The 4,491-nt window shown below is 69.4% G+C and carries 2 protein-coding genes and 1 pseudogene; all 3 read left to right on the top strand.

The features are described 5' to 3' along the window. Nucleotides 1-867 (top strand): annotated as a pseudogene (locus NMN56_RS42740) (hypothetical protein); the annotation flags it as partial. Between the two features lie 26 nt (nucleotides 868-893). Next, a complete protein-coding gene (locus tag NMN56_RS42735) occupies nucleotides 894-2,702 on the top strand; it encodes an RICIN domain-containing protein (protein ID WP_274045693.1) in 1,809 nt (602 codons plus the stop codon). A 761-nt stretch (nucleotides 2,703-3,463) separates the two neighbouring features. Beyond that, nucleotides 3,464-4,387: a D-alanyl-D-alanine carboxypeptidase family protein gene (locus NMN56_RS42730; protein ID WP_274045692.1), complete on the top strand. Its 924-nt coding sequence runs from the start codon at nucleotides 3,464-3,466 to the stop codon at nucleotides 4,385-4,387. Nucleotides 4,388-4,491 lie beyond the last annotated feature (104 nt).

Genomic DNA, 4,491 nt, shown 5'->3' with positions numbered 1-4,491 from the left:
CCCACGGCCCCCGCTCCCACGGCCCCCGCCCCGCGTCGTCCCGCGACGCGGAGCGGGCCGTTGCCCCCGGCGCCGTTCCGGCCAGGACACGTCAGCACCCAGGCCGAGCGCGACGCCTTCCGTGTCCTCGCGGACGGCGTGTGGCACCAGCACGGCACCGCCGTTGGCCGCTTGCTGACCCGGATGCCCGTGCTGCGGGGGCACGAGCAGGAGGCAGCCCGTACCGATCTGATCGCGCTCCATCTCTATCTCCACACCCCCGAGGGCCCGTTGGGCCCGGAGGCGCTGGCCCGGGGGCTGTACGACGGAGAGGAGCAACTGTTGCCGTACGCCGCCTGCGTGGCCTCCGGGTTGCGCCGGATGCCCTCGTACCGCGGGATCGCGTTCCGCGGCGCGAGCGCCGGCGCGGCCGACGAGCCGGACGGCGGCGTTTCCGAACCCGGTGTTCTGCTGCGTGACCCTGCCCCTGTGCCCGCGCTGCCCCTCGGCACCGGCACACCGAGGCCGGGTGGCGCGCAGTACGCCGTGTGGTCGGTGACCGGGCGCCGCGTGCGCCAGCTCACCGACCGGCCCGGTGCCGGACAGGCCCGGGACGAGGTGGTGTTCCCGCCGGGCACCCTGCTGCGGGTGCTCGACGTGCGCGAGGAGGGCGGCGCCCCGCTGACCCTGCTGCGCGAGGTGCCACTCAGCGGGCCGGACACCCCGGCTCCGCGCGGCGGCGAGGGACTCGACGCCGACGACCGCGCTGCGCTCGACCGGCTGGAGGAGGCCCTGCGTGCTCGCCCTGTGGCGCCGGGCGGTCCCGGCTGGCCGCGGCTCTGCGCGGGATCACTGGACCGGGCTGCGGGCCGCCCGCCATCCAACTGACCAGGCCCAACAGAAGTGGAGACTTGATGCCAGAAGAGGAGAAGAGAGGGTCGATAGGGCCCCGAGTGCGCCGTGCGGTCACGATGCGTGGCACGGCGGCCCAGCCGAAGTCCGCCTCGCTGCGACCACGTTCGGCCACGGGCCAGGGCCCGGCCACGGGCCCCGAGCGGACGGAGGAGCCGGTCTCTTCCGAGTCAGGCGAGGAGCAGCCGACGGCCGGGGCGGCGTCCCCGTCCGGGTCGGAAGAGTCCTCGTCCGGCACTGCCCCCGCAGCCTCCGCCACCCCCGCCGCCTCTGCCGCGTCCGGCACCTCTGCCGCGTCCGGCACCGGCTCCGGCGCTGCCTCCTCCGAGGCATCGGCGCCCGCAGCGAAGAAGGTGGAGGAGAACAGCGACGCGGCCGTCGGTTCCCTGCTCGCGGCAGAGGGCGGGAGCCCGCCCGGCGCGGCCAAGGGCGATACCGGAACGGGCGGGGACGTACCCCCCTCGGGGCGTCCCACCAAGGCGCTGCTGGCCGCGGCGGGTCTCGGGGGCGCGCTGCTGATCGCGGTGCCGTTCCTGGTCATGGGCACCAACCGTGACGACGACAAGACCGAGTCCGTGGTGGCTGCGGCGGAGAACTCGGACCGGCCCCTGCAGTCCGAGGAGGCGTCGGCCCCGCCGGGGCAGTACGCGCCCGAGAAGCCGAAGGACAAGGACGCCAAGGACGCCAAGGGCGCGGGGGACAAGGACGCCAAGGACGCCGAAGGCGCCGAAGACAAGGCTCCGAAGCTCAGCCGGCTCGCCGAGGAGAAGGCCAAGCAGGAGAAGGACAAGTCGTCGCCGTCGGACGAACAGAAGGCCAAGGCGGACGCCAAGGAGCACGACGCCGAGGACGGCAAGGACGGCAAGGAGGCCAAGGACGACACGGACGACAAGGAGTCGGCGGACGAGTCGCCCACGGCCGGAATCCTTCAGAAGGAGGACGAGGCGGACGGTAAGGGCGGCGGTGCCCCCAAGTACCTGAAGGCCGACGACACCGACGAGGAAAAGCCGAAGGACGAGCGTCCCGCCAAGGTGAAGAGCGAGGGCGCCGAGAAGAAGAGCGGGGGCGCGAAGGACAAGGACGCGGCGGGCGGGCAGCCCTCGCCCCAGATCCTCCAGGTGTCGAAGCCGCTCCAGGCGGGGGTCTACTCCCTTGAGGTGCTGAAGGCCCAGGGCGAGGTTGTGAAGGTGAAGGACGATCAGCCCGCCGCCGGGAAGAAGGACGAGGCGGCGCCGGAGGCGCGAGAGGCCGGGGAGCAGACCAAGGAGGAAGCGAAGGAGGGGGTGAAGGAGGAGCCCAAGAAGAAGCGGGCGGCCCCTCCGGCCCCGCCCAACTACGCGAACTCGAAGAACGTCGTGCTCCAGAACGTCGCGTCGAAGCTGTGTGCCGACATCCCCAAGTTCGGCAACGGCAGACCGGACGGCCCCGTCAACCAGTTCCATTGCAACAACACCGACAAGGACAACCAGATCTGGGACTTCGAGGTGAGGTACAAGGGCGAGAGCCCCAAGAACACCGACCTCTTCCAGATCAGGAACCGCAAGGACAAGTTGTGCGTCGACCTGCCGAAGTTCGGCGGTCAGCCCAGCGGTACGAAGATCTCGGAGTACCCCTGCAACGGCACCAAGGCTGACAACCAGCTGTGGTGGCTGGAGCCGCGCGGGAACGGTTCGTTCTGGCTTCACAACTTCGCGAGCAACCAGCAGTGCCTTCAGGTGCCGAACGGCAACCCCGACGCGCGGCTGGACATCCAGCCGTGCCACCCGGGCGACGCCGCCAAGTGGACGCTGGCAGCCGCCGCCTCCCGCTGACACCCGCCGCCGGGCCCCGGACTCCACAGAGTCCGGGGCCCGGCCGCACACGGGCAGCGCCGAGCCTGTGGCACACCGGGGCAAAGGCCGACCTTCCGTTCTCCTCGGGCCGGAACGGCCGAAATGAATGCGACATTCTCCGTCAATGGGATATGCGTGACGGGGTTCTTCTGTGCTGCGGAAAGGCTGCGGTCTGTGACGAGGCTGACACTTATTCCCTGGCGTCTCGGAGTTTGAACGGAGTTCCTCTAATTTCCGTCGCTCGGGATTCGAGAGGGCACCGCGCAGCCGCACTCCGTGGAATCCGCGGCGTGCGGCCGGAATGTCTCACCTGACCTTCACGGGATCTCCACCGTCACCCTCCCCGCATCCCCAGGCCCCCCACCTCCCCGCGTGCCCGCATCGCCGCCTCCTCGCATCCCCGCAGGTCGTGGCGGGGGAGGGGACGGGTCTGCTGTTTGATGAGAGGTCTTCCGGTGTGATTCACTTCCCGTGCGCCGGATGGATGCCCACAGCATCTAGGTGGTTGACCTGAAGTGTCCGCTGATTCTCAGTGCCGCACGGAAAATTTCTTTCCTTGCGTTATCACCGTGAACTTTTTCGTCAGGCTCGTCATCGGACACAGGGAGACCGGTCCGACTGCCGCGAGCACACCGTGCGTCCGTGCGCCTTTGCGCGCCTGTATGCCTGATGCCACCGCCGCGGAAGTCGCGTACCTGAACAATTGACCACCACGTCCAGCAGATACGGAGTAGCTCTCCATGGCTGCCAGAATCCTGTCCAAGCGCAAGACCCTCACCGCCATCGCCGGCGGTGTCGTGCTCGCCGCTGTCGTGCCCGTCGTCGCCATCGCCACGTCGGAGGAGCCTCCGCCGGAGGTCAGCGCCAAGGGCGCCTCGCTGTTCGATGAGAACGGTGAGCAGGTCTTCGGCAAGAACGTGAACGACGACCGTGCGATGGCCAGCACGGTGAAGATCATGATGGCCGCGACGATCCTCGACGACAAGAGCGTCGATCTTGAACGCAAGGTGCCCGTCAAGCAGGCGTACCGCGACTACGTCACCGAGCACTCGGCGAGCACCGCCGACCTGCAGACCGGTGACAAGGTGACCGTCCACCAGCTCCTGTACGCCTCCTTGCTGCCCTCCGGCGCCGACGCCGCCTACGCGCTCGCCGACACCTTCGGCGAGGGGGCCACCAACGAGCAGCGCGTTCAGTCGTTCGTGGTGAAGATGAACGCCAAGGGCCATGAACTCGGCCTCGGCAAGAGCAAGTTCGACTCCATCGACGGCACCAGCGAGGACTCCACCACGCCGGCGGACCTGGCGAAGCTGGCCCAGCACGCGATGAAGAACGACACCTTCCGCGAGGTCGTCAAGACCAAGACCTACAAGACCGAGGCCCCGGCGGCGAACGGGCGCACGCGCTACTACACGTGGACCAACACCAACCAGATGCTCAGCTCGTACAAGGGCATCACGGGCATCAAGACCGGCACGACCAGCAAGGCGGGCGAGTGCCTCGTCTTCGCGGCCGAACGTGACGGCAAGACCCTCACCGGCACCGTGCTCAACAGCAAGGACCGCTACAAGGACGCGGCGAAGATGCTCGACTACGGCTTCGGCTCCGACGACGCAGCGGACATGAAGATCCGCAAGCTCCCCGCCGACGCCCAGCAGGACTGACGCGCACGCCTCGCGCACACCCCACGCACAAGTCGGGCCCGGTCACCCAGTGACCGGGCCCGACTCGCGGGGACAAGGGCGCACCCTCCCGCCGCAGCCGGGGC

The sequence above is a fragment of the Streptomyces iconiensis genome (assembly GCF_028657195.3).
GTDB lineage: Bacteria > Actinomycetota > Actinomycetes > Streptomycetales > Streptomycetaceae > Streptomyces > Streptomyces iconiensis.
This window is presented reverse-complemented; position numbering and strand designations above follow the sequence as displayed.

Coding starts and splice junctions, on each gene's coding strand:
- NMN56_RS42735 (WP_274045693.1), top strand. CDS start 894: ATGCCAGAAGAGGAGAAGAGAGGGTCGATAGGGCCCCGAGTGCGCCGT.
- NMN56_RS42730 (WP_274045692.1), top strand. CDS start 3,464: ATGGCTGCCAGAATCCTGTCCAAGCGCAAGACCCTCACCGCCATCGCC.